Below are 21,103 nucleotides of genomic sequence, written 5' to 3' on the forward strand. Positions count from 1 at the left end.
GCTCAAGACTAGGGAGACGTCATCCTGAGGCCGGCCACAGTGCAAGCTGAATCTGCACAGGTATTTGCAGGCCGAAGGATCTATAGCCGGTGCCGCACGTTCGCTGAGGAAATGCACAGCCGATCCTCGAAATCGGTATCAGTGGAGACGCGGGTGCCCAGCTTCCCCGCTCTTCACCCACACCCGCGGGAGCACGATGTCCGATTCTACCTTCGCCGAGCGCATCCGCGCCGACTTTCCCGTGTTCGAGCGGCGGATCGCCGGCCGCCCGATCGCGTTCTTCGACGGCCCCGGCGGAAGCCAGGTGCCGCGGCAGGTCGCGGACGCGGTGTCCGGCTACCTGACGCTGCACAACGCCAACACGCACGGCCGCTTCGCCACCAGCAAGGAGACCGACGCCGTGATCCTCGAGGCGCGGCGGGCGGCGGCCGACTTCGTGAACGGCGCGCCGGACGAGATCGTGTTCGGGCACAACATGACCACGCTCACCTTCCACCTCTCGCGCTCGCTGGGCCGCGCGTGGGGGCCGGGCGACGAGGTGGTCGTGACCGAGCTGGACCACCAGGCCAACGTGGCCCCGTGGCGGAAGATGGCCGCCGACGCGGGGATGATCGTGCGCGTGCTGCCGGTCGACGTTGAGCGGATGCAGCTGGACTACGACGCGCTCCCCTCGCTGCTGTCGGAGCGCACGCGGCTGGTCGCCATCGGCGCCGCGTCCAACGCGGTGGGAACGATCAACGACGTGCGCCGCGTGGCGGAGATGGCGCACGCGGCGGGCGCGCTCGTCTTCGTCGACGCGGTGCACTACGCGCCGCACCGGCTGCCCGACGTGCGGGAGATGGGGTGCGACTTCCTGGCCTGCAGCAGCTACAAGTTCTTCGGCCCGCACCAGGGGATCCTCTGGGGACGCCGCGAGCTGCTGGAGCGCTTCGACCCGTACAAGGTGCCGCCCGCCTCCGACGAGGCGCCCGAGCGCTGGGAGACGGGGACGCAGAACCACGAGGCCATCGCCGGGATCCGCGCGGCCATCGACTGGATCGCCTCGATCGCGGGCGAGGGCGCGGGCGGCCGCCGCGACGCGCTCCGCCGCTCGTTCGAGCACCTGGACGCGCACGAGCAGCCGCTCTTCCAGCTGCTGGAAGACGGGCTGCGCGCCACGCCCGGCGTGCGCTTCTACGGCGTGGCGCGCGGCCAGCCGCGGACGCCCACCGCCGCCTTCACCGTGGAGGGGTGCACGCCCGACGACCTGGCGCGGCGGCTGGGCGAGGAAGGCGTCTTCGTCTGGAACGGAGACTTCTACGCGACCACCGTCTGCGACGCGCTCGGCCTCTCGGACTGCGGCGGCCTGGTCCGCGCCGGCATCGCCCGTATTGCACGGAGGACGACGTGCGGCGGCTGGTGGAGGGCGTGGAGCGGATCGCGGAGGAGAGCGGCGCGGCCGGAGCCGGGGCCGCGTTGACATCCGCATCGTAATCCGCCACTTTCGGTGAACGGTGATGCTTCTCCCTATCACTCACTGGAGGGACCGATGATCCGTACCCGCGTCATCCGCGCGCTCTCGGCCGCCGCCGTAGTCGCGGCGCTGGGCTTCGGGGGCACCCAGGCGGTCGCCAGGCCCGGCCCGTTCAAGGACACGCGCATCATCTGCCCCTTCGGGCAGCAGCCGTGCACCTGCCCCGACGGCACCAAACACTGCACCTTCACCGACCCCTGCGCCTGCGGCTGACGCGTCTCCGCAGGGCGTGAAGAAGCCCCTCTCCCGGCGTGCGGGAGAGGGGCTTCTTCGTATCGTCCAGCGGCAGGCTTACGGCCCTATCGCGTCCACACGTTGTTGGTGCGGTCCGCGTCGGGGAAGGCGCGCTCGGGGTCGATCTCCACGCGCACCACGGGCGAGCCGCCGGCGGGGAGGGTGACCGTCGCGGTGCGGGTGCCGGCGAGCCACGCCTCCACCGGCACCTCGCGGCGCTCCGTCCGGCCGTCCTGGCGCGTGATCACCAGCCGCGCGGGCATCGGCGCGTTGCCGCGGTCGGCGATGGTGATGGTCGTCCCCCCATCTTCCGCCGTCACCCCCTGCACCGCCTGGTCCAGCGACCACGCGTGGTCGTACCACGCCGACCAGAACCACCCCAGGTCGCGCCCCGCCGCGGTGTTGAAGGCGTTGAAGAAGTCGTACGGCTGGGGATGCCGGAAGGCCCACGCCCGTGCGTACGCCTGGTACCCGCGCGTGAACGCCGCCTCGCCGATCAGGTTGCGCAGCGTCTGCAGGAGGGTGGCGGGCTTGGGATACGTCGCGAAGCCGCCGGCGGCGGGCGGGGTGATGTAGTCCGTCCACGTCAGCTCGCGCACGTCGATGCCGCGCTGCACGAACTGCAGGTACTGCTGCTGCTCCTCCAGGTGCGCGCCCGGCGCGGCGATGTGGAAGAAGGCGTTGCGCGCCTCGTTCTCGTTGAAGTCGGTCGTCCCCTCGTCCATCCACCCGTAGCGGCGCTCGTCCACCCCGATGACCATGGGGAACCACATGTGCCCCAGCTCGTGCGACACCACGCTGTAGAAGGTGGTGTCGCTGCGCCCGTTGTACGCGCCGATGAGCGTCATCATCGGGTACTCCATCCCCCCGCCGATGATGTTCTCGCCCTCGACCGCGGTCATGTGCGGGTACGGGTACTTCACCCCCGTGAACTGCGAGTGGTGGGTGATGGACTGCTGCTCGAAGCGCACCGCGTTGCGCCAGGCGGGCGCGCTCTGGCGGTAGAAGGCGTTGATGGTGACGAAGTCGGGCCGCCCGTCGCCGTTGCGGTCGCCCACGGAGGTGCGCGCCGCGTCCCACAGGCTCTCGCGGGTGACGGAGAAGGCCACGTCGCGCACGCTGTCGGCGCGGAAGGTCCAGGCCACGCGGCCGTTGGCGCCGGCGGCGGTGGCCTTCCCCGCCCCGAAGTCGGCGGCGGTCAGCACGTGCACGGTGGTGTCGCTCTGCATCGCCCGGCGCCAGCGGGCCAGCACCGGCGCGGGAAGCGCCTGCGCGGCGTTGGCCAGCTCGCCCGTTCCCATCACCACCCACCCGGCGGGGGCGTCGATGGTGTACTCGTAGTTCCCGTAGCCCATGTAGTACTCGGCGGTGCCCAGGAACGGGTCGGTCTGCCACCCGTTCACGTCGTCGTACACCGCCATCTGGGGATACCAGTACGCCATGAACACCAGGTTGTCGGCGTCGTACCCCATCCGCCCGCTGGCGCCGGCCTGCGGGATCCTGAAGCTCCACTCGAAGTCCAGCCGGATCGAGTCGCCCGGAAGGAGCGGCGCGCCGGGGCGGATGGCCAGGTTGGTGCCCTGCACCGCGTAGCCGGCCTGCCCGCGCTGGCGCGCCTCGCCCAGGTTCTGCCCGCGCGCGGCCACGCGGGTGAGGTTCACGCCGCCGGTGGCCTCGTTCTCCTCGTCGCGCTGCGCTTCGGGGCGGTGGACGTTCAGGATCAGCTGCACGTTCAGCGTCTGCAGCGTGTCGGGCGAGCGGTTGTGGTAGACGATGGTCTCGCCGCCGGTGACGGTCTTCGCCGCCGGGTCCACGCTGGCGTGGATGCGGTAGTTGGCCCACTGCTGCCAGTAGCGCGGCCCGGGAACGCCCGTGGTGGTGCGCGTGCCCCGCTGCACGGCGCGCTGGAAGCCGCGCGGCACCTCCACGGGGTTGGGGAACGGGCGCGCGGGCGGCCACGCCCCGGCCTGCTGCGCAGTTAGCACCGACGGGAGCGCGAGCAGCGCCAGGAGCGCCGGGGTCCAGCGTTTCATCGACATCCTCCGGGGACGCGTTCTTTCGTGGGACGAGTGTGCGGGAAGCTACGTCGCGCGGGAGACGGGCCGCAAGCAAGGGGTTCGGGGACGATGCGGGGGATGATCATCTCTCACGCGGAGACGCGGAGACGCGGAGGCGTGGGGCATGCGCCTTCGCGACTCCGCGTCTTCCGCGTGAGGTCCGGCATCGCCGGGGACGCGGCGGATCAGCAGTTGGGATCGATGCAGGGCCAGCCCTGGTCGGTGTAGGCGCGGCAGCTGCCGAAGCAGGTCTGCGACTCCTGCGGGCAGATTTCCAGGCACGACGCACAGTTGGAGTAGTAGGAAACGCAGCCGTCGTAGTCCGTCCCCGAGTCGTGCCCGCGGATCGTGCCGACCCTCTTCATCTCGCTCCCGGCCGTGGTGAACGACTCTACCGTCAGCTTCTCGACATCGAGGCGGATCTTTCGCATGCGTGCTCCAGGGATGAGGATGTGGATGGGAACTGCGGACCCGCGGATCGAGACACAATCCTGTCCGCTGCCGTTACGTGCGCTGCATGCCGGATGCCGAAACACGCCGCCGATTCATTTCACTGTGATGTCCGTCAGGGCGTGAAAGATGCGTTTGTGTCGGCCGCTCACATCCGTTTGCCGGCGCCCGCTCGTTCTCCCGCGCTGATGCGCCCGGCGAGGTGCGTGCGCCGCTCACCTTTGTCGCGGCGAGGACCCGATGAAGAAGCTGAGGCTGGAGCTGGAGGGGCTGCGGGTGGACACGTTCCAGACCGCGCCGGCGGATCCGGACGGGAAGTCGGTGGACGCTTACGAGGCGGTGGGAACGTACGGCACCACGGACATCTGCTACTGCGCGTACCCGTCCACCAGCTGCGCGAACGGCGAGACGGGAAGCGGGTCGACCTGCTACTGCATGTATCCCAAGTCCGGCGAGCAGGTGTGCTGCTCCGACATCCAGCGCGGCTGCAGCGCCGCGGGTTCGATGTGCTGATCCCCGGATCGCGCTGATCCCGAACGCGGGAGACGCGGAGGTGCCCGGGTGCACCTCCGCGTCTCGTCATCACCGGCCCGCCGTTCCGACGGGTCAGCAGTAGGGCTCCTTGCAGATCGCGTAGCCGTCGGTGTTCAGGCAGCTGGCCTGGCAGGTCTGCGTTTCGTGCGGGCATCCGTCCAGGCAGCTGGCGCAGTTCGAGGCTTCCGAAACCCCACCGCAGCCCAGGCGAAGGGTGACGTGCCCGCGGACCGTGCCGGCGCCCTTCACCGGGCCGGCGTCCGGGTTGAACGACTCCACCGTCAGGGCATCGATGTCGAGGCGGATCTTGCGCATGGGCGTATTCCTCGTGGCGTGGGTGGAGCGGAGGCGGCCGGGGTGGCGGCCTCCGCCTCGGCGTCCGGTCAGCAGTACGGGTCGATGCACGCCTGGTAGCCGTTGGTCATCCGGCAGCTGGCGAAGCACGTCATGGTGTCGCGCGGACACCCGCCGTCGCAGGTTGCGCAGTTGGACATGTCCGACACCACGCACCCCGCCAGCTGGGTGAACGCGTGCCCCTGGACCGTGCCGACCTTCTTCTCTTCCCCGCTGTCCGTGCCGAACGACTCCACTGCCAGCTCTTCGACGTCGAGGCGGATCTTGCGCATGGCCATTTCCTCTCCAGAGTGGGTGATCCGGCGAGTGCCCGACCGGGTGGCGAGCAGCGCCGGGAGAGAGTGCGCGGCAACCGTCGCGCACCAGACGCATCGTGCTCAAGTACGAGGCAACTCTGTCCGGGTAGGCTTGATAGGATCGGGGTAGGAGCGTAGCCGTTTTCGCCCTTACCGTCAATCAGACACCCTGCGGCCGCAATCCGTTTCTCTCCCTTCTCTTCGGATATCGTCGTCTTCTACATCGGCGTGAAGTCGCGAAGATGCTTCCCCACGCACCGCCGCGGCTCCGCGTCTCCGCGTGAGATCCTGCGATGCACGGCTTGCGCGCACTGGCGGCCGCGCGCACACTCCGCCGGGGCTCACGATCGCAACGGGCGGAGAGGCGGGCGCGTGTCGTTTCTGCGGATCCTGGAGATGCTGGGCGTGGCGGTGTTCGCCATCAGCGGCGCGCTGGCCGCCGGGCGCAAGAGCCTGGACCTGGTCGGCGTGGTCATCACCGCCACGGTCACGGCCATCGGCGGCGGCACGCTCCGCGACGTGCTGCTGGACCGCCACCCGGTGTTCTGGATCGCCGACACCGCGAACCTGTGGGTGATCTTCGCCGCCGCGCTGGGGACGGTCATCTACTCGCGGCGGTGGCCCCCGCCGGCGCGCAGCCTGGCCGTGGCCGACGCGCTGGGGCTGGCGCTCTTCACCATCAGCGGCGCGCAGATCGCCCAGGCGGCGGGGCTCGGCGGCGTGGTGGTGGTGATCATGGGCACGCTCACGGGCGTGGCCGGCGGCGTCATCCGCGACGTGCTGACCGCCGAGATCCCCATGATCATGCGCCGCGGGCCCATCTACGCCACGGCCTGCATCGCCGGCGCCGCCCTCTACCTGCTGCTGGAGATGGTGATCCCGCGCGACGTGGCCGCGGTCGTCGGCATGGCCTGCATCGCCGCGCTCCGCCTGGCCGCCATTCTGTGGGAGCTGACCATCCCCGTGTTCACGCTCGGCGAGCCGCGGAATCGGGAGAGATGAATCGACGCGCGACCTGATCGTTCCGATGGCGGCTTGATCGGACCGGTAGCGTGATGACGAAGCGGCGCCGCGGCGAAAACGCCGCGGCGCCTCTCTTCTACCATGCTGTCGAGCGGACTTCTCCTATGGAAGAGCCCGCGTCCGGCTCAGGGCTGGATACCGCCGCCGCCGCCGCTGGGGCGGTAGATGATGGTCGAGGCCGTGGCCGTGGCGCCGTTGCCGTCGGTGACCGTGGCCGACACGTAGCGCTGGTTGGCGAGCCCCCACACCACGTATCCCCAGCTGTAGCCGCCGGAATCGTACTGCTCGTCTACGTTGGTCCAGGTGAAGCTGTAGCCGCTCCCCGATCCGCCCGAGGCGGTGGCGTCGCAGGAGCTGGTGCTCTCGTCGCAGAACACGCTCACCGACAGGGGCGTCCCGCCGCCACCGCCGCCGCCCGCCGGCGCCGGAATGAAGCCCGACCAGACGATGCGGTTGGGCGAGTTGTTCCCCGGGCTGCCCACCACGCCGTTCGTGGCGTTCTGGTCGATCGCGTACTGCACGTCCACCGGCAGCGCGCCCGGGTTGTACTCCAGGTACATGGCCGCGATCCCCGCCACGTGCGGCGCCGCCATCGAGGTGCCGGTGAGGACGTTGGTCTGCGTGTCGCTGCCGTACCAGGCCGAGGTGATGTTGGTCCCCGGCGCGAACAGGTCCAGGCACAGGCCGTAGTTGGAGGTGGAGTTGCGCGCGTCGGTGGAGGTGGTGTTGCCCACGATAATCGCGTTGGTCACGCGCGACGGCGAGTAGTTGCAGGCGTTCGCGCCGTTGTTGCCGGCGGCGATCACGTACGTCACGCCCGAGTTGATGGAGTTCTGCACGGCGTTGTCGAGCGCGGTGTTGGCGCCGCCGCCCAGGCTCATGTTGGCCACCGACAGCCCCACGTGGTTCGCGGTGACCCAGTCCACCCCCGCGATCACGCCGCTGGTGGCGCCGTTGCCGGTGCAGTCCAGCACGCGCACGGAGATGAGGTTCACGGCCTTGGCCACGCCGTAGGTGCCGCCGCCGGCCGTGCCGGCCACGTGCGTTCCGTGTCCGTTGCAGTCGCTGCCGTTGCCGCCGAACACGTCGTACCCGGGCACGGCGCGCCCGCCGAACTCGGTGTGCGTGAAGCGGATGCCGGTGTCGAGGACGTACAGGTTGATCCCCGCGCCGGTGCGGTTGTACGTGTAGGAGCTGTTCAGAGGGAGATACTGCTGGTCGATGCGATCCAGCCCCCACGTGGGGTACGCCTGGGTGCCGTCGGCGGTGACCAGCTGGTCGGGCGAGATGTAGTCCACCTGCGGGTTGTTGCGCAGGGCGGCCAGCTGCGCCGGGTTCAGCCGCGCCGCGAAGCCGTTCAGCGCGGCGTGGTACACGTGGAGCGGCGCGACGCCCATCGCGGCGGCCGCGGCGCGCGGCGAGGCGCCCGCCTTGAACACCACGATGTACTGGTCCTTGATCGGCGCTCCCTGCGGGGTGGCCGCGACCGCGGCGCTGGGCGCGACCTCTGGCGACAGCGGCGCGGCCGAATCCCTCGCGCAGGCGGCGAGGGCCAGGCTGATTCCTGCGGCCAGGACTGCGGGGCGAGCGAGCATGTGCGACCTCCGGGGTGGGCGGGCGGGGCGAGAGCTCGGAGGCTCTCCGATCGGGATCAACGCGCCCCAATGTGCAATCGACAGACCTTCGTTTGTTTATCAGCCAACCTCTTCCTAATAAATGACTTAACTACATGTTTACGGAGGTTTCGATGAATCGTATCGGTGCAGCATGTCACACCTTTGCACTAATAATGTCATCGCGCTCCTTCCGTGGCCGGTCGCGAATTCGGCAGCGCTGATGATCCGAACCGGGGATGCGGCGCAGTGAAATCGGACGTCCTGGGCGAAGGATGGTGCATCCGACCAGCTCACGTGCTGCCGCGCCCACAGATCCTTCGGCCTGCATGGCGTTATGGTGATGCGAGTTGCAGCGTGGCCGGCCTCAGGATGACGTCGGGTGGGTGCGGTGCGGATGCAGAAGCTGATCTCTCGGATATGGTATGAGGACATGAAGAAGGCGCCGCGGCGAAATCGCCGCGGCGCCTTCTTCTTTTCGGTGCGTCGAGAGACGGCTTACGAATCCGATGGCACTGCCCGGCTGCCGCCCTTCCACACCAGGAACACGGGGATGCCGGCCAGGATCACGCCGAAGCAGATGAGCGTGACGACCGGATCGCTGATGAGCGCGTTCAGCAGCATGCCGACGGAGGCGATCAGGAAGATGGCGGGGACGACGGGGTAGCCCCAGGTGCGGTACGGGCGCGGGAAGTCCGGGCGGCGGCGCCGGAGGATGTAGACCGCGCCCACCGCCAGCGCGTAGAACGGCCAGATGCCGAGGATGAACGCGTCGGCCAGCTGCTCGAAGGTGCGGAACGAGACGTACGCGATCCCCAGCGCGGTGGCCAGCAGGATGGCGGCGTACGGCGTCCGGTAGCGCGGGTGCACCGCGGCGATGGGGCGGAAGAAGTTGCCGTCGTCGGCCATCGCGAAGAAGATGCGCGGGCCGGTCATCATCGAGCCGTTCAGCGCGCCGAACGCGCTCACCATCACCATCGCGGCCACCACCGACGAGCCGACGGCGCCGAACACCTTCGTCGCCGTGTCGGCGGCCACGAGCTTGGAGCCGACCATCTCCGGCACCGTCAGCACGTACAGGTAGGCGGCGTTCACGGCGATGTAGATGGCCACGATCCCCAGCACGCCGCCGATGATGGCGCGCGGCAGCGTCCGCGCGGGGTCTTTCACCTCGCCGGAGATGAAGGTGAGGTCGGCCCACCCGTCGTACGCCCACATCACCGACACCAGCGCCAGCCCGAAGCCCGTCCACGTGGTGGGCGACCAGTCGATCGGGCCCGCGAAGGCGCCCTGCCCCGGCCGCGCAAAGAGGAAGGCGGCCACGGCGAGGCCGGCGATCGCCAGCACCTTGGCCAGCGTGCTCAGGTCCTGCACCGCCGCCGCCCACCGCACCGAGCGCAGGTTGGCCAGCCCCAGCAGGAGGATGGCCGCCGCCGCAACAAGCCGCATCCCCAGGTCGCCGTAGTGGAAGAAGCGCCCCGCGTACTCGGCGAAGAGCACGGCGATGGCGCCCAGCGCGCTGGGGCGGATCACCAGCAGCTCCGTCCACCCGAAGAGGAAGGCGGGGAGCGGGCCGTACCCCTCGCGGATGAAGACGTAGATGCCGCCCGAGCGCGGGAACATGGTGGCCAGCTCGGCGATGGCCAGCGCGCCGGTGAGCGCCACCAGCGCGCCCACGATCCAGAGCAGCGACATGGCGCCCACGGTGCCCACGCGCGCCGCCACGCCGTTCTCGCCGCCCACGATGCGGAAGATGCCGCTGCCGATGGTGGACCCGACGAGCACCGCGGCGGCGCTCCACACGCCCAGGCTGCGCGGCAGCCGGTCGGCCGCGGCTGCGCGCGCCTCGCTGGCGGTGGCGGCGGCAGTGCGCTCGTCGCGGACGTCGCGCGCGATGGGGGGCTGCGGCATGCGGGGCGTGGGGGCGCGGGTGGGGTCGCGGAGCTGCTGAGGGCTTGCGTGCGAAGCTAACAGATCCGCCGCGCGAGGGACAAGCACGGCGGATGGACAAGAGCCATCTACGGCGCGGGAACTCAGCGCGGATACAGATCCGGCTCGCCGGCCCGGCATCGCGCCCTCTCCGGCTCGCTCGCCGCCTCTCCCGTACCGGGAGAGGTAGCTGGACCGCCATCACCGGCACAACGAAACATCGGGGCGACCACAGGCCGCAGGGAGCGAACATGCCGGGCCGGCCCCCTCGCCCGGAACGGGAGAGGGCGAGCGCTCTCAGGCGCGGGGAGAGGGCGGGATGCCGCGGGAACGCACCGGTGGTAGTCCCGTGTCGAGGTTTCCCGCATCCCGAAGGGAACGCGGGCTGGCGGTTGGCCGTACCATGGCGCATCCTGTACGGCCTCTGGCAATCGAACACGCTACCGAAACCCATCTCCCAGGAAACGCGGATGCAACTCAGGGCACGCCCGGCCGCGGCCGGGCTTACCTTTGCGCTCGCCCTGCTGGCCGGCGCCCCGGCGCGCGCCCAGCAGGACCAGCTCACCATCGAGCGCATCTTCTCCGGCGAGTTCCGGCTGCAGTCGCTCCCCGACTCGCGCTGGATGGCGGGCGGCCAGCGCTACTCGTACGTCACCGCCGACGGCGGCGTCACCAGCCTGGTGGCCGAGGATGCGCAGACGGGGAACAAGACGACGCTCGTAGACGGGCGGCGCCTGGTCCCCGCCGGGCAGACCAAGCCGATCGACATCGAGGACTACGAGTGGAGCGCGGACGAGAAGAAGCTCCTCATCTTCACCAACAGCCAGCCGGTGTGGCGGCAGAACACCAAGGGGCAGTTCTACGTCTACGACCTGGCGTCCCAGCGCCTGACGCCCGCGTCGACCGCCGCGGGGTGGCAGCAGTTCGCCAAGCTGTCGCCCGACGGGTCGAAGGTGGGCTTCGTGCGCGATAACAACCTGTGGGTGGCGGACCTGGCCACGGGGCGCGAGACGCAGCTCACGCGCGACGGCAGCGAGACCATCATCAACGGCACCTTCGACTGGGTGTACGAGGAGGAACTGGACCTGCGCGACGGGTGGCGGTGGAGCCCCGACGGGCAGCGCATCGCCTTCTGGCGCATCGACGACAATCCGGTGAAGCCGTTCTTCTGGATGCGCGACACCGGCGACCAGTACTCCGCCCCCATCTCCCTCCGTTACCCCAAGGCCGGCGCGCCGAACCCCACCGCCAGGCTCGGCGTGGTGGAGGTCGCCAGCGGGCGAACGACGTGGCTGCAGACGGGGGATGACAGCAGCGTCTACCTGGCGCGGATGGAGTGGGCCGATTCGCCGACGGAGATCGTCGTCCAGCGGCTGAACCGGCACCAGAACCGGCTGGACGTGATGATGGCGAACGCGGCCACCGGCGCCACGCGCACGCTCTTCACCGACGCCGACAGCGCGTGGGTGGAGGTGGACGACGACCTGGCGTTCATCAACGGCGGCCGGCAGTTCATCTTCAGCAGCGAGCGCGACGGCTATAACCACCTGTACCTGTACAACCGCGACGGCAGCGTGGCCCGGCAGCTCACGCGCGGGCAGTGGGACGTGACGCAGGTGTTCGGGGTGGACGAGAAGAACGGCTGGGTCTACTTCTCCGCGACCGAGCAGGGGCCGCAGCAGCGCCACCTGTACCGCGTGCGGCTGGACGGCACCGGCTTCGCGCGGCTGACGAAGGAGCCGGGGACGCACGGGATCCAGCTTTCGCCCGAGACGCCGTACTACCTGGACACCTGGTCGCGCGCGGCCGCGCCGCCCGTGATCACCCTGCACCGCACCGACGGCAGCGTGGTGCGCACGCTGGTGGAGAACGCGGGGGCGCGGCAGCGGCTGGGCGCGCTGGCCATCCGCGAGCCGGAGTTCTTCACCTTCCGCACGAGCGACGGGACGCAGCTGAACGGGTCGATGATCAAGCCCGCCAACTTCGACCCGGCGAAGAAGTACCCGGTGCTGATGTACGTGTACGGCGGCCCGGGGTCGCAGACGGTGACCGACGCGTGGGGCGGCAGCCGCTACCTGTGGCACCAGCTGCTGGCGCAGCGCGGCTACATCGTGGTCTCGGTCGACAACCGGGGGACCGGCGGCCGCGGGAGCGCGTTCAAGAAGTCGACGTACCTGGACCTGGGCACGCGCGAGGCGGCCGACCAGATCGAGGCGGCGCGGTGGCTGGCGCAGCAGCCGTACGTGGACCCGCAGCGGCTGGGGATCTGGGGATGGAGCTACGGCGGGTACATGACCGCGTTCACGCTGGAGCAGCCGGGAAGCCCGTTCAAGGCGGGGATCTCGGTGGCGCCGGTGGCGGACTGGGGATTGTACGACAGCATCTACACCGAGCGCTTCATGCGCACGCCGCAGGAGAACCCCGAGGGGTACCGCCGCAGCTCGGCGGTGCGGAACGCCGCGGGGCTGCGCGCCAGGCTGCTGCTCATTCACGGCAGCGGCGACGACAACGTGCACTTCCAGAACAGCGTGCAGCTGGTGGACGCGCTGCAGGGCGCCGGGAAGCAGTTCAGCTTCATGATGTACCCGGACCGCAACCACGCCATCGCCGGCGGGCGCACGATCCATCTCTACACGATGATGACGGACTGGATCACGCAGAATCTCTGAACCTGAAGTGCGGAAGTACGAGAGTACGGAAGTGCGTGAGTGCGCTGGATCTGCGTGATCCGGCGCACTTCGCATTTCCGCGGATCGGGGTTGATGCGGCAACGCGTCCGGATCCTGCGGAGTCGAACTCTTCATCTCGCGGCTTTCCTTCCCCCTTCGCCGAGCGAGCCTTCCATGCGCGCCACGAACCGCATCGTCATCGTCTCCCTCCTGCTGGTCGCCGGGGTTGCGACGGACGCGCGGGCGCAGCAGGGGCCGGACACGGCGTGGGTGCCGAACGTGGCGCGGCCGGCGTACGCGGGGGGCGGGCCGCGGGTGGGGATCGACGAGGCGCATCACAACTTCCACACGGCGTCGGGGAACTATCGCCCGTTCGCCACGCTGCTGGCGCGCGACGGATACCGGGTCGCGGCGAGCACCCAGCCGTTCACGCGCGCGTCGCTGTTCGCGTTCGACGTGCTGGTGATCGCCAACGCGCGCGGCGGCGCCACGCTGGAGACGGTCGCCGAGCCGGCCTTCACCGCGGCCGAGCGGGCCGCGCTGCGCGACTGGGTGCGCGGCGGCGGCTCGCTGCTGCTGGTCGCCGACCACTTCCCGTTCGGGGCCGCGACCGAGGCGCTGTCGCTGGAGTTCGGGGTGGGGATGAGCAAGGGATACACGTTCGATTCGACCGCGACGGCGCGCGACCAGAACCCGAGCTTCCTTCGCTTCACGCGCGAGAACGGGCTGCTGGGCCGGCACGCGATCATGGACGGGCGCGACGCGGCGGAGCGCGTCTCCATCGTGCAGACGTTCACCGGGCAGTCGCTCACCGTCCCCGCGGGCGCGGCGGCGCTGCTGCGGCTCTCGCCCACGGCGCGGGACCGCGAGCCGCCCACCCGCGAGGAGCTGCAGGCGCAGGCCGCCGCCCGCCAGCGGATGGTGGACAGCCTGCGAGCCGCCCTGCGCGCCGGCGGCGGCCGTGACAGCACCCTGGTGCGCGCCGCGCCGATGCAGCTGACGGGGCCTCAGCGGTTCACGTCTGCGGCCGGACGCGCGCAGGGCGTGGCGCTCGCGTTCGGCGCCGGCCGCGTCGTCGTGCTCGGCGAGGCGGCGATGCTCAGCGCGCAGGTGGTGGACCTCCCCGGCCAGCCGACCATCCACATGGGGATGAACATCCCCGGCACCGACGACCAGCAGTTCGCGCTGAACGTGATGCACTGGCTGTCGCGGCTCTACTGATGCCGGATCCCTGAACGACCTGGACCCGTCCTTCTCCGCCGCGGCACGAGACTGGCCGTCGTGGGCGCGCTCCCCGGAATCGCGTCTACATCTCACGGAGGCTGATCGCGATGAAGAAGCTGCGACTGGAAACCGAGGACCTCAGGGTCGAGTCGTTCCCCACCGCCGCCGTGGCCGGCGAGCCGGGGACGGTGCACGCGCACGTCGGCACGCTGGCGCCGCCGTCGTGCCCCGCGCAGGTCTGCCAGACGTACGACGACACCGTCTGCGGCCTGACCTGGCGCTGCTAGCAGCGACTGACCGATCATCCTGGCAGCGAAGCCCGCCGGATTCCCGGCGGGCTTCGCTCGTTCGCATCCCTCCGCGCGGCGATGCCGCATGCGCCGCGCCTCCGTGATTCCCCCTCATCGGCGACTGAAGAAGTCGCAGCAACAACCACGGGAAGCCTCGCAAACTGTGCGAGGCTGATCCGCTCATTCCGTGGCATTGGCGCTCACGACCGATCTCCTTTCAACCCCCCGGGCGCGCGCAGCGCGGGGACGACTCAGCATGACGTCTCTCTGGGGGTTGGAATGCACAGGTGATTGCCAGATCCGGTATCACTCCCGCACTCCCGCACTCCCGCACTCCCGCACTCCCGCACTCCCGCACTCCGCACTCCCGCACTTTCGCACCAACAAGTCGGCGGCGGGAGCCGAAGCCCCCGCCGCCGCCGAACTCCCCGCGTCGCGCCGAAAAGATCACTGCGTCGGGCGGTTCTCGTCGTCGATGCCGTCCTCGGCCGTCTTGATGGTGCCGCCGGTCTTCCCCGTGCGGTCGGGGATGGTGAGGCGGATCTGGCCGACGTTGTCGTCGTAGCTGCTCTCGGGGAAGTTGTGGCAGAGCCCGTGGGTGTCCTTGAACAGGCAGGGCTCGCCCGCCGTCTGCGGGAAGCCGGGGTTCACGGTGATGCGCAGGATGTACTCGCCCGGCGGCGCCGGCTCGGCCGGGTCGTCGAGCACGAAGTACTGCCCGCCCAGCGCCTTCACATAGGTATCGGCGTAGCCCACGCTGATTCCCTGGAAGCCCGCCGACTCGGGAGTGCCGCAGTTGCGGTACACCCACGGCGTGGTGCCGCCGTTGTTGTTGTTGAACGGCGTCGTGTCGATCATGCAGAAGCCCCGCTTGCGCGCCTTGATGGCAGTGCCCAGCGAGCCGTCGGCCCGCACCGGGAACAGCTCGTACTTGGCGTAGTTGCGGAAGTGGAAGTGGTGGTGGCAGGCCGCGAACTCGTACAGCCCGTCGCTGTCGGCGTAGCTGCCGTCGCCGTTGGGGTCGATGTGCTCCCGCGGGTCGCCGATGAACACGTCGGCGTCGCCGATGTTGGGCGTGGTCACGGTGAAGCGCAGCAGGTAGTGGTCGCCCGGAGGCACGTCGCCCTCCTGCACCGAGCACAGGTTGGGCGCCAGGTTCTCGTGGGTGATCACCCAGCTGCTGGCCAGCTTGGCCGCGTCGACGACCAGGTTGGCCATGCCGTCCAGGTCCTGCGCGCGCCCCGCACGGACCGAGCCGGGCGCGGGCGAGGTGAGCGCCGTCCTGGGTCCTTCACAGGCGGCCAGCGCCGCGGCGGCGAGCAGCGCCGCCACCATCTTCCTTCCGTTCATGGCATCCTCCGGATGGTCGGGACGGGGAAGCCGAAGCGGTCCCGGGGTGGGCGGGAAGTGCGCCCGGCAGGCGGCCGCCGGTCCCGCGGCGGCCGCCCGTACGTCAGGTTGGTGGCTCAGTGGCTCCCGTGAGCCTCGGGGTGGTGCGCCGCGTCCAGCTCCTCCTTGTACTGCCCCGCGCCCGGCCCGTAGCCCGTGCGGCCCACGCGGTCGGGGATCACGATCTGGACCTCGCCCACGTTGTTGTCGTAGCGCTTCTCGGCGAACATGTGGCACAGGCCCAGCGAATCCGTCACCGGGCACACCTGGCCCTTCACCGGGGCGAACGGCGGGTTGGCGGTCACGCGGATGAGGTACGTCCCCGGGCCCACCGGCTCGTTGGGGTCGGTGAGCAGGAAGAGCTGCCCGGGAAGCTGCTTCACGTACTCGTCGCCGAAGCCGGTGCTGATCCCCTGGTTGCCGTGCAGCGTCAGGTTGCCGCAGTTCTGGTAGTAGCCGGCCTTGGGCACGGCCGCGTCGGTCACCGTGGGCGTGGTGTCGAGCATGCAGAAGCCCCGCTTGCGCGACTGCACCGGCGTGCCCAGCGAGCCGTCGGGGTTCACCCGCAGCAGCTCGTACTTGGCGTAGTTGCGGAAGTGGAAGTGCTTGTGGCAGCTGGCGAACTCGAACAGGCCGTCCTGGTCGGAGAAGTTGCCGTCGCCGTTGGGGTCCATGTGCTTCAGCGGGTCGCCCACGTACAGGTCGGCGTCGCCCCAGTTCTCGATCAGCACCGAAAAGCGCAGCGAGCGGTGCGTGCCGGTGGGGATGTTCCCCTCCTCCACGCTGCACTGGCCCGCGACGAAGTCTTCCTCGCGCACGTTCCACGAACTGGCCAGCACGTTCGTGTTCACGACCAGGTCGGGGGTGCCGTCCAGGTCCTGCACCGCCGCGTGGCGGGGCGCGGCGGGCGCCGCCGGCGCGGTGATCTGCTGCGACGCGCGCTCGCACGCCGCGAACACGACCGCCGCGGCCGCGGCCGCGATTCCAATCCTGGCTGCCGTCTTCACCTGCATGTACGTCCTCCGTGGTGGGGATGGGTGGGGTGGGTACCCCGGGGGCGCGCTCCGGCGTATCCGGGCGCGGTGCAAAGCGGTGCAGCCGGGGCGGAATGGTGCAGCCGCCGGCGGGGCGTGCGATGGAAGTTCGTCGCTAAACGGGTTGGGCGTGGGGCGGTCTCGCGGCGGCCGCGAGCAAGGGGAAAGCGGCGGTCGCGGGCACGGCGAAACCGGGTGATGCAAGCTTTTGTACGGTGTTGCCGGGCGGGAATCTCGGCAATACAGGTGTTTACCCGCGGGAACCGAACGCGGTGTCCGGGACGGCTGGACGGTGGCGGTGCGTTGCGGCAGGCGTGAAGAATAGTACAACATCCGTGCCCGGCGCAAGCGACTTGCAACGGCGCCATGCGCGCGGAGGCTGCCGGCGTGCGATTCCGACGGCCCGGCGACGGGGTCCGCGCCGTCCCACAGCACCGCTCCAGCGTCGCGCGTCCTTTGTGCCGACGCATCCCCGCGGCACCGTCGCCGGACGGAGAAAAAGTCCATTGGCGGCGCTCCGGCGCGTGGATATATTCGTCCACGTCCCAACCGCCCCCATGAGCGCGGCCATCCCACGGCCGCCGCCGCTCCCGAACGCATCCGGAGAACACGCGTGCTCCGCTCCCGCTCCGCCGCCCTCTTCGCGGCCGCGATGCTCGTCCCCGCGATCCTGGCCGCGCGCCCGCGCCCGGAGCTCGCCGCCGCGGGAACCATCGAGGGCCACGTCCGCCTGTCGCCCTCCGCGCCGCGCCGCATCGCCAACCGCTACCCGGGCGAGGGTGCCGCGGCGGCGCATCAGGTGGGCGCCGTTCCCCCGGTCGCCTTCCTGGTGGGGCGCGTGGGCGGCGCGCCCGAGCGTGCGGAGCGGCCGCGGCTCACGCAGCAGGACACCTCGTTCCGGCCGCCGGTGCTGGTGGTGCCGGTGGGAACGCAGGTGGAGTTCCCCAACCGCGACCCCTTCTTCCACAACGTCTTCTCCTACTCCTCCACCAAGCGCTTCGACCTGGGGCGCTACCCGCGCGGCGAGTCGCGCACGGTGGTCTTCGACCGGCCGGGGATCGTGAAGGTGTACTGCGAGATCCACCAGTGGATGCGCTCCGCCGTCCTGGTGGTCGAGAACCCGTACCACGCCCAGGTCTCCCCCGACGGCCGCTTCACCATCCAGGGCGTGCCGCCGGGGCGGTACAGGCTGGCCGTGTGGGACTTCGACCGCGGCCAGAAGATGGTGGACGTGACGGTCCCCGCGGCGGGAGTCGCGCGGGTGGAAGTAAATCTTTAGAAGAAACAGAAGTCCTGAGTCCCAAGTCCCAAGTCCCAAGTGCCAAGTGGGTTGCGATGTGCCTCCCCTGCGCCTCCGAGACCGCTCATCTTTTCACGTAGGACTTGGGACTCAGGACTTGGGACTCAGGACTTGGGACTTAGGACTTAGGACTTAGGACTTCCGTTATCCCTATTCATCCCCAACCCCGATCCCCGCGCCCCGTGACCCGCCGCACCTCCTGGCTCGACCGCGTCCGCCACTCCTTCGCCGCGAAGCTGCTGCTCGCGCTGGCGGGGTCGGTGGGCGTGCTGCTGCTGGTGACCATCCTCAGCGTGCGCGCGCAGACGCGCCGCCAGGTGGCCGTGGCGGTGGAGCGCTCGCTGGCGCAGTCGCGCAACGTGTTCGCGCAGCAGGAGGGCGAGCTGCGGCAGGGGCTGGAGACCACGGCGGGGCGATGGGTGGGCGGCAACCGCCTGGGCGCGGCGCTCGACGACGCGCTGCAGTCCGGGTCCACCGACATCCTGGCGCAGACCGCCAGCTACGAGTTCCAGCTCGCCGCCTCGCGCGACACCGTGCTCGCCGGCTTCACCGACGCCGACGGGCGCCCGGTGGCCTCGGTGATGAACGACCGGATGCTGGCCGGGCCGGCGTCCGCCATCCCCGGCCCGCTCGTCTCCTGGCTCCTCCCGTCCGACAGCATCGGCGCGTTCGGCTACCACCTGCTGAACGGCCGCCTCTTCGCCGTCTACGTCACCCGTCTCCCCCTCTTCGACAACCTGGTGGGCACGCTCACGCTGGGGACGATGGTGACGGACTCGGTGGCGCGCGACGCGGGGGTGGCACTGGGCGCCGAGGTCTGCTTCGTGGCCGCCGGGCGGTGCGTGGCCTCGTCGCGCGGGGTGCGCGGGGGGATGGCGACGCAGATGGTGGCGATGGCCGGCGCGCGCGGCACCCGCCGCGTGAATTGGGGCGGGCGCCGCTGGGTGCTGACCGCCGACCGCATCTCCACCGGCGCGGGGATGCAGCAGGCGTGGCGGGTGACGGCCTTCCCGCTCGACGGCGTGCTGGGGCCCTTCGAGACCATCCAGCGCGCCGAGGTGCTGGCCGGCGCCTTCTCGCTGGCGCTGGCCATCCTGGTGGGCCTCTTCCTCTCGCGGCAGTTCGCGCGCCCCGTCCGGGCGCTCGTCGCCGCCACCGAGCGCGTGGCCGCGGGCGACTACGACGTGCGCGTGGAGGCCACCACCGGCGACGAGCTGGGGACGCTGGCCGACGCCTTCAACGAGATGACGCACGGCCTGCTGCTGAAGGAGCGCTACCGCGGCGTGCTGGACAAGGTGGTCTCGCGCGAGATCGCCGACGAGCTGCTGAAGGGCGAGATCACGCTGGGCGGCGAAACGCGGCGCGTGACCACCCTGTTCGCCGACGTGCGCGGCTTCACGGCCATGACCGAGGGGATGGAGCCGCAGCGCGTGATCGCCCTGCTGAACGAGGTGATGGAGCGCGCCGCCGAGGCCATCCACCACGAGGGCGGCGTGGTGGACAAGTTCGTGGGCGACGAGGTGATGGCCGTGTTCGGCGCCCCCGTCTCGCGCGGCGACGACGCCGACCGCGCGGTCCGCGCCGCGCTCCGCATCCGCGCCGGCATCGAGGCGCTGAACGCCGACCGCGCCGCCCGCGGCGAGCCCACGCTGGGGATGGGGATCGGGATCAACTGCGGCCGCGCGGTCGCCGGGAACATGGGGTCCACCGGCCGCCTGAACTACACCGTCCTCGGCGAGTCGGTGAACGTGGCCTCGCGCCTCTGCGACCAGGCGGGGCCGGGAGAGATCCTCGTGGTCCAGCCCTTCCTGGCCGAGCTCAAATCCCCCGTCGGCGCCGTCCCCCTCGGCCCGCGCGCCTTCAAGGGGATCTCCGCCCCGCTCGAGGTCTACGCCCTCCGCGCCGCGGGGACGGCGGGCGGCGATGCGGCTTCATCGACGACGACCCTCCCCGCCGCCGCGACGGCGGCGATCGCGCTGATGCTGGGGATGGGCCTGGCCGTGACGCCCGCGCGCGCGCAGGAGCTGCCGACGCTGCAGGAGCTGGGGATCGGGTGGACGTCGCCGGGCGGCTTCCTCCAGGTCACCCCGTCGGGGCGATTGGAGATCGCGGGCTACGTGCCGGGCAACGTTCCCGCGTGGCTCATCCCCACCACCCACGCGTTCGTGGCGCCGCGCGCCAGCCTGTTCGTGGACCTGTTCGCCGGGGAGCGCGTGTACGGCACGGTGGAGCTGCGCGCCGACCGCGGCGAGGCGCCGGCCGACCGGCCGCTGCGCGGGCGCATCGAGCAGGCGTACCTGCGGGTGACACCGCTCGCCGGCGCCAACGTGAGCGTGCAGGCGGGAAAGTTCGTCTCCCCCTTCGGCGGCTGGCCGCAGCGCCCCGCCGTGCCCGCCGAAGAGCCGTTCATCCGCCCTCCCCTCCCCTACGACTACCGCACGATCATCTCCCCCACCTTCGTCTCCCTCGGCTCCGCCGGGTTCCTCACCTGGAAGGACCGCCCGCGGGAGTTCCGCGCCACCGGCGCGCCGGTGGTGTGGAACGCGCCGTACCAGCTGGGGGCCATGGTGAGCGGCGCGTGGAAGGCCGTGGGGTTCCGTGCGGCGGTGATGAACAGCGCGCCCTCCAGCGAGCCCCGCGAGTGGAACCGCCTGGGCGCGGGCGAGCACGGGCCGTCGTGGGTGGCGCACGCCAGCGTGCAGGTGGTGCCGGAGCTCAGGATCGGCGCGTCGTGGAACCGCGGCAGCTTCCTGCAGGACGAGCTGACCAACGCGCCGCTCCCGTCGGGAACGTCGGTGCGCGACTACTTCCAGGAGATCTGGGGGTTCGAGGCGGCGTTCGCGCGCGGGCCGGTGGCGGCGAAGGGCGAGCTGCTGCTGGACCGGTGGGACGTGCCGAACGTGGCCGACTACCCGCGCGACGTCTCGTTCTACGGCGAGGCGCGGGTGAAGGTGACGCCGGGCCTGTTCGCCGCCGCGCGCTACAGCGGCATCCGCTTCGACCGCATCTCCAACGGCTCGGGCGGCGAGGTGATGTGGGACTACCCCATCGACCGCCTGCAGCTGGCCGCCGGCTACCGCCTGGGCCGCACCACCGAGGTCCGCGCCGAGTACCTGCTCAACTCGACCGACGCGCCGCCGGCGGGGAGCGACGACCTGGTGTCCATCCAATGGAGTTGGACATTCTGAGTCAAC

At 70.6% G+C, this 21,103-nt stretch carries 17 protein-coding genes; 9 read left to right on the forward strand and 8 right to left on the reverse strand.

The annotated features are described in order from the left end of the window. Window positions 1–196 precede the first annotated feature (196 nt). Together VLK66_RS20585 and VLK66_RS20590 are read left to right on the forward strand one after the other, a co-directional pair. Complete coding sequence (locus VLK66_RS20585) at window positions 197–1,459, forward strand: cysteine desulfurase-like protein (RefSeq protein ID WP_325311357.1); 1,263 nt, start codon at window positions 197–199, stop codon at window positions 1,457–1,459. A gap of 69 nt (window positions 1,460–1,528) precedes the next feature. Next, the gene (locus tag VLK66_RS20590) at window positions 1,529–1,726 is read left to right on the forward strand and encodes a hypothetical protein (RefSeq protein WP_325311358.1); all 198 of its coding nucleotides are present in this window, start codon (window positions 1,529–1,531) and stop codon (window positions 1,724–1,726) included. An 86-nt stretch (window positions 1,727–1,812) separates the two neighbouring features. Here the strand turns inward: VLK66_RS20590 and VLK66_RS20595 are convergent, their stop codons facing one another. Both VLK66_RS20595 and VLK66_RS20600 read right to left on the reverse strand, forming a co-directional pair. Then, complete coding sequence (locus VLK66_RS20595; protein ID WP_325311359.1) at window positions 1,813–3,780, reverse strand: M1 family metallopeptidase; 1,968 nt, start codon at window positions 3,778–3,780, stop codon at window positions 1,813–1,815. A gap of 209 nt (window positions 3,781–3,989) precedes the next feature. Next, window positions 3,990–4,235 (reverse strand): hypothetical protein, encoded by a 246-nt coding sequence (locus VLK66_RS20600; protein ID WP_325311360.1) that lies wholly within the window; start codon window positions 4,233–4,235, stop codon window positions 3,990–3,992. A gap of 259 nt (window positions 4,236–4,494) precedes the next feature. On the opposite strand from VLK66_RS20600, the gene VLK66_RS20605 reads away from it, so the two are divergent. Next, window positions 4,495–4,767 carry a hypothetical protein gene (locus tag VLK66_RS20605; protein WP_325311361.1) on the forward strand — a complete coding sequence of 91 codons (273 nt, stop codon included), beginning with the start codon at window positions 4,495–4,497 and terminating at the stop codon, window positions 4,765–4,767. A gap of 93 nt (window positions 4,768–4,860) precedes the next feature. Here the strand turns inward: VLK66_RS20605 and VLK66_RS20610 are convergent, their stop codons facing one another. Then, window positions 4,861–5,103 (reverse strand): hypothetical protein, encoded by a 243-nt coding sequence (locus VLK66_RS20610; RefSeq protein WP_325311362.1) that lies wholly within the window; start codon window positions 5,101–5,103, stop codon window positions 4,861–4,863. Window positions 5,104–5,171: 68 nt separating this feature from the next. Beyond that, window positions 5,172–5,414, reverse strand: coding sequence for a hypothetical protein (locus VLK66_RS20615; protein ID WP_325311363.1), 243 nt, complete (start codon window positions 5,412–5,414; stop codon window positions 5,172–5,174). A 396-nt stretch (window positions 5,415–5,810) separates the two neighbouring features. Here VLK66_RS20615 and VLK66_RS20620 point away from each other — a divergent pair, with 396 nt between their 5' ends. Next, entirely contained in the window at window positions 5,811–6,440 is a 630-nt protein-coding gene (locus VLK66_RS20620; protein WP_325311364.1) for a trimeric intracellular cation channel family protein, read from the forward strand. 146 nt (window positions 6,441–6,586) lie between these two features. Here the strand turns inward: VLK66_RS20620 and VLK66_RS20625 are convergent, their stop codons facing one another. Both VLK66_RS20625 and VLK66_RS20630 read right to left on the reverse strand, forming a co-directional pair. Further along, complete coding sequence (locus VLK66_RS20625) at window positions 6,587–8,056, reverse strand: S8 family peptidase (protein WP_325311365.1); 1,470 nt, start codon at window positions 8,054–8,056, stop codon at window positions 6,587–6,589. A 516-nt stretch (window positions 8,057–8,572) separates the two neighbouring features. Next, entirely contained in the window at window positions 8,573–9,985 is a 1,413-nt protein-coding gene (locus VLK66_RS20630) for an amino acid permease (RefSeq protein ID WP_325311366.1), read from the reverse strand. Window positions 9,986–10,473: 488 nt separating this feature from the next. On the opposite strand from VLK66_RS20630, the gene VLK66_RS20635 reads away from it, so the two are divergent. From VLK66_RS20635 to VLK66_RS20645, 3 genes are all read left to right on the forward strand, one after another. After that, window positions 10,474–12,672: a S9 family peptidase gene (locus VLK66_RS20635; RefSeq protein ID WP_325311367.1), complete on the forward strand. Its 2,199-nt coding sequence runs from the start codon at window positions 10,474–10,476 to the stop codon at window positions 12,670–12,672. A gap of 174 nt (window positions 12,673–12,846) precedes the next feature. After that, window positions 12,847–13,893, forward strand: coding sequence for a hypothetical protein (locus tag VLK66_RS20640; protein ID WP_325311368.1), 1,047 nt, complete (start codon window positions 12,847–12,849; stop codon window positions 13,891–13,893). 110 nt (window positions 13,894–14,003) lie between these two features. Further along, window positions 14,004–14,183 carry a hypothetical protein gene (locus VLK66_RS20645; RefSeq protein WP_325311369.1) on the forward strand — a complete coding sequence of 60 codons (180 nt, stop codon included), beginning with the start codon at window positions 14,004–14,006 and terminating at the stop codon, window positions 14,181–14,183. Window positions 14,184–14,633: 450 nt separating this feature from the next. On the opposite strand, the gene VLK66_RS20650 is transcribed toward VLK66_RS20645, so the two are convergent. Beyond that, on the reverse strand, window positions 14,634–15,536 hold the full coding sequence (locus VLK66_RS20650) for a lysyl oxidase family protein (protein WP_325311370.1): 903 nt from the start codon (window positions 15,534–15,536) through the stop codon (window positions 14,634–14,636). Between the two features lie 116 nt (window positions 15,537–15,652). Continuing rightward, on the reverse strand, window positions 15,653–16,588 hold the full coding sequence (locus VLK66_RS20655; protein WP_325311371.1) for a lysyl oxidase family protein: 936 nt from the start codon (window positions 16,586–16,588) through the stop codon (window positions 15,653–15,655). Window positions 16,589–17,222: 634 nt separating this feature from the next. On the opposite strand from VLK66_RS20655, the gene VLK66_RS20660 reads away from it, so the two are divergent. Beyond that, window positions 17,223–17,888, forward strand: coding sequence for a hypothetical protein (locus tag VLK66_RS20660; protein WP_325311372.1), 666 nt, complete (start codon window positions 17,223–17,225; stop codon window positions 17,886–17,888). A 203-nt stretch (window positions 17,889–18,091) separates the two neighbouring features. Further along, a complete protein-coding gene (locus VLK66_RS20665; RefSeq protein WP_325311373.1) occupies window positions 18,092–21,097 on the forward strand; it encodes an adenylate/guanylate cyclase domain-containing protein in 3,006 nt (1,001 codons plus the stop codon). Window positions 21,098–21,103 lie beyond the last annotated feature (6 nt).

The organism is Longimicrobium sp. (assembly GCF_035474595.1).
Taxonomy (GTDB): Bacteria; Gemmatimonadota; Gemmatimonadetes; order Longimicrobiales; family Longimicrobiaceae; genus Longimicrobium.

Coding starts and splice junctions, on each gene's coding strand:
- VLK66_RS20625 (WP_325311365.1), bottom strand. CDS start 8,056: ATGCTCGCTCGCCCCGCAGTCCTGGCCGCAGGAATCAGCCTGGCCCTC.
- VLK66_RS20585 (WP_325311357.1), top strand. CDS start 197: ATGTCCGATTCTACCTTCGCCGAGCGCATCCGCGCCGACTTTCCCGTG.
- VLK66_RS20595 (WP_325311359.1), bottom strand. CDS start 3,780: ATGAAACGCTGGACCCCGGCGCTCCTGGCGCTGCTCGCGCTCCCGTCG.
- VLK66_RS20610 (WP_325311362.1), bottom strand. CDS start 5,103: ATGCGCAAGATCCGCCTCGACATCGATGCCCTGACGGTGGAGTCGTTC.
- VLK66_RS20650 (WP_325311370.1), bottom strand. CDS start 15,536: ATGAACGGAAGGAAGATGGTGGCGGCGCTGCTCGCCGCCGCGGCGCTG.
- VLK66_RS20605 (WP_325311361.1), top strand. CDS start 4,495: ATGAAGAAGCTGAGGCTGGAGCTGGAGGGGCTGCGGGTGGACACGTTC.
- VLK66_RS20635 (WP_325311367.1), top strand. CDS start 10,474: ATGCAACTCAGGGCACGCCCGGCCGCGGCCGGGCTTACCTTTGCGCTC.
- VLK66_RS20640 (WP_325311368.1), top strand. CDS start 12,847: ATGCGCGCCACGAACCGCATCGTCATCGTCTCCCTCCTGCTGGTCGCC.
- VLK66_RS20615 (WP_325311363.1), bottom strand. CDS start 5,414: ATGCGCAAGATCCGCCTCGACGTCGAAGAGCTGGCAGTGGAGTCGTTC.
- VLK66_RS20655 (WP_325311371.1), bottom strand. CDS start 16,588: ATGCAGGTGAAGACGGCAGCCAGGATTGGAATCGCGGCCGCGGCCGCG.
- VLK66_RS20590 (WP_325311358.1), top strand. CDS start 1,529: ATGATCCGTACCCGCGTCATCCGCGCGCTCTCGGCCGCCGCCGTAGTC.
- VLK66_RS20630 (WP_325311366.1), bottom strand. CDS start 9,985: ATGCCGCAGCCCCCCATCGCGCGCGACGTCCGCGACGAGCGCACTGCC.
- VLK66_RS20600 (WP_325311360.1), bottom strand. CDS start 4,235: ATGCGAAAGATCCGCCTCGATGTCGAGAAGCTGACGGTAGAGTCGTTC.
- VLK66_RS20645 (WP_325311369.1), top strand. CDS start 14,004: ATGAAGAAGCTGCGACTGGAAACCGAGGACCTCAGGGTCGAGTCGTTC.